The following is a 3,557-nucleotide window of genomic DNA, read 5'->3' on the forward strand; positions in this document are numbered from 1 at the left end:
GACAGCGGGGACGAATATTAACGGCAGGCCGCGATGCTGGCAAGGGAAAAAATGAATTTCCATGACGACTGACCAGCATCTGTGCGACCCGCTGTTTTTTTAAGCGAGAAGGGGCCAAATAACGGCCCCTTCAGCCACTTAGCGCGCTGCACGTGCCAAAATGACCTGCGCGGGCAGGCGCTGTAAACGTCGAATTCGCCAGATCATCATGATGGCGGCGGAAGTCAGGCCAACAATAAATCCACACCAGAATCCAGCCGGACCCAGTTTAGGTACGACCCAGTCCGTCAACGCCAGAATGTAGCCAACGGGTAATCCCAGCACCCAATAGGCAATAAAGGTAATGAAGAAGATCGACCGCGTATCTTTATAACCACGCAAAATCCCGCTACCGATCACCTGAATAGAGTCGGAGAACTGGTATATCGCGGCCAGCAACATTAGCTGGGCTGCGAGCGTAATCACTTCAGGATTCGCGGTGTAGAGCGCCGCAATATCTGCTCTGAACGTCACGGTGAAGATCGCCGTGATCGCGGCCATGCTGATCCCCACACCTTGTCCGGTCCAGGCCGCCACACGTGCTTGCTCTGCGGAGCCTTGTCCCAAACGGTAACCGACACGGATGGTGGTTGCCACGCCGAGTGATAGTGGCAACACAAACATCAGCGAACTGAAGTTCAGCGCTATCTGGTGCCCTGCAACTTTGACAATGCCTAACGGTGAAACCAGCAACGCCACAACGGCGAACAGGGTCACTTCGAAGAACAGCGCCAACGCCACAGGTAAACCTAACGTGAACAGACGCGTTAGCACGGCTTTTGAAGGCGCGGACCAACGTGTGTTCATGCGAATATCGCGCATGCTGGCCATGCGTTTCACCCAGAAGCGCATCACCATGAACATCACCCAATACACCGAGGCTGTTGCCACGCCGCAACCGACACCGCCGAGCGCCGGCATGCCAAAATGGCCATAAATGAAGACATAGTTCAGCGGGATGTTCACCATCAGGCCCAGAAAACCGAGTAACATCGCCGGTTTGGTTTTCGACAAACCTTCACATTGGTTGCGAGCGACCTGGAAGAAGAGATAGCCAGGCGCGCCCCACAATAAGGCATGCAGATACCCCTCTGCTTTAGCCGCCAGTTGCGGATCGATATCATGCATCGCATGGATGAGATAACCCGCGTTCCACAGCACAATCATGATCAGCAACGCCACGGCCAGGGCTAACCAATACCCCTGGCGTACCTGTTCTGCGATGCGTTCACGTCGCCCTGAACCGTTGAGTTGCGCAACGGTTGGCGTCAAAGCCAGTAGAAGACCATGACCAAACAGAATGGCGGGAAGCCAGATAGAGGTGCCGACAGCAACGGCGGCCATATCCGTGGCGCTCACCGCACCGGCCATAATGGTATCCACAAAACCCATCGCCGTCTGAGCCACCTGAGCAAGGATGACCGGGATCGCGAGGGCCAGCAATTGACGCGCTTCTGTTAAATACTTCTGCACGTAACACCTGCTTAAATTATCAAGAGAGTGGGGTGAAATCCCCATAGAATGCGCGGCATAGTGTAACGGGAGCACTCTGTTCCACCAAACTTTGATCGCATTTTGTTAAGTTATTTGTGTAAAGTTTGAACTCCGGCAAATTAAACGCCGCAGGCCAAGCTGTGATAAACTACGGCAAACTTCACCAAGGCTGAGATTATGTTTACTGGGATTGTGCAGGGCACGGCCGAAATTATCGCCGTTGAAGAAAAAGAGCTGTTTCGTACCCATATTGTGCGTTTGCCGGAAGAGTTATTGCCCGGCCTGGCACTGGGCGCATCGGTTGCGCACAACGGTTGCTGCCTGACCGTGACAGCGATTGAGGGCGATCGCGTCAGCTTTGATTTGATCAAAGAGACATTGCGCATTACTAACCTGGGTGAATTACAGGTTGGTGATATCGTGAATATTGAGCGTGCGGCGAAGTTCAGCGATGAAATTGGCGGTCACTTAATGTCCGGCCATATTATGACCACGGCTGAAATTTGCAAAATTATCCAGTCAGAAAACAACCGTGAAGTGTGGTTTAAATTGCAGGATGCATCGCAAATAAAATACATCCTGCATAAAGGCTTTGTGGGCATCGACGGCATCAGCCTTACGGTTGGGGATGTGACGAAAAGCAAATTCTGCGTGCACCTGATTCCGGAAACGCTGGAACGCACCACGTTGGGAGCCAAAAAGCTGGGGCATAAGGTCAACATTGAGATCGACCCGCACACGCAGGCGATTGTCGAAACCGTTGAACGCGTGTTGGCGCAACGTGAAGCAGCAGCGTTAGCTCACCTCGACGACGCGGAATAAAAGAGAGAAAAAAGGCGCCCGCGGCGCCTTTGTTTTTTGTTTCACGCACAATCAACGTGCTACACGTAATCCGCCATCCTTCCCGCGACTGAATACCACCTGCCACAGCTGAATATCACGCGCACGGAAAGCACCCGCGCAGGCGTTGAGATAGTAGCTGAACATGCGTTTAAAACGGTCGCCGTACTTCTCTGACAGCTGTGGCCAGGCCGCCTGGAAACGCTCATACCAGGCCATTAACGTGGTGTCATAGTCAGCGCCAAAGTTGTGCCAGTCTTCCATGATGAAATGTTTCTCGCTGGCATCAGCAATTTGACGCACAGAAGGCAGGCAACCATTCGGGAAAATGTATTTATCAATCCAAGGATCGACGTTCATATCCGTGGTGATGGCACCAATGGTATGCAGTAAAAATATGCCGTCTGGTTTGAGGTTGCGATCAGCGACGTCAAAATAAGTGGCATAGTTTTTCGGCCCCACGTGCTCGAACATCCCAACCGAAACAATGCGATCAAATTGCAGATTCAAGTCGCGGTAGTCTTGCAGCAGAATGGTGACATCCAGGCCTTCACAGCGCTGCTGTGCCAGTTTCTGCTGCTCAGCGGAAATGGTGACGCCATGAACTTTCACGCCATAATGACGCGCGGCAAACTCCGCCAGTCCACCCCATCCGCAACCGATATCCAGTAGTGTCATACCGGGTTCGAGCTGCAATTTGCGGCAAATCATATCCAATTTGGCGTGTTGCGCCTGTTCAAGCGTTTCCGCGTCTTTCCAGTAACCGCAGGAATATTGCATGAAAGGATCGAGCATCAGCGAAAAGAGGTCATTGCCCAGATCGTAATGTTCTTTACCGACAATCCATGCGCGTTTTTTCGACTGCAAATTGGTCAATCGCGCGGCAGCAATGCGCAATGTATCCTTGAAATGGTGAGGCAGTTGTTTGTCCAGATGTTGTTTCAGTACGCGATGGAAAAATACATCCAGCTGTTCGCAATCCCACCAGCCGTCCATATAACTCTCACCTAAACCCAACGATCCTTCTTGCAAAACACGTTTGAAAAAATCAGGGTGCTTAACCTGAACATCCCAGGGGCGTGTGCCATTGATAGTAACATCAGCGCGTTCCAGTAATTCGCTGACGATACGAAACCAGTGGTTTTCTTCAAGGCTCACTTCTTCTATACACGATGAACTCATAG

Annotated in this window: 3 protein-coding genes; 1 reads left to right on the forward strand and 2 read right to left on the reverse strand. The window is 51.9% G+C overall.

What is annotated here, in order from left to right:
• Positions 1–138: 138 nt before the first annotated feature.
• Complete coding sequence (locus QMM04_RS21530; protein ID WP_282996995.1) at positions 139–1,512, reverse strand: MATE family efflux transporter; 1,374 nt, start codon at positions 1,510–1,512, stop codon at positions 139–141.
• A gap of 198 nt (positions 1,513–1,710) precedes the next feature.
• Between QMM04_RS21530 and QMM04_RS21535 the strand changes: the two genes are divergently transcribed.
• Positions 1,711–2,355, forward strand: a complete 645-nt coding sequence (locus QMM04_RS21535) for a riboflavin synthase (RefSeq protein ID WP_058972790.1) — start codon at positions 1,711–1,713, stop codon at positions 2,353–2,355.
• Between the two features lie 51 nt (positions 2,356–2,406).
• On the opposite strand, the gene cfa is transcribed toward QMM04_RS21535, so the two are convergent.
• Positions 2,407–3,555, reverse strand: coding sequence for a cyclopropane fatty acyl phospholipid synthase (gene cfa, locus QMM04_RS21540; RefSeq protein WP_282996996.1), 1,149 nt, complete (start codon positions 3,553–3,555; stop codon positions 2,407–2,409).
• Between the last annotated feature and the right edge of the window lie 2 nt (positions 3,556–3,557).

The organism is Pantoea sp. Pa-EAmG, from assembly GCF_030024295.1.
GTDB classification, from domain to species: domain Bacteria; phylum Pseudomonadota; class Gammaproteobacteria; order Enterobacterales; family Enterobacteriaceae; genus Pantoea; species Pantoea dispersa.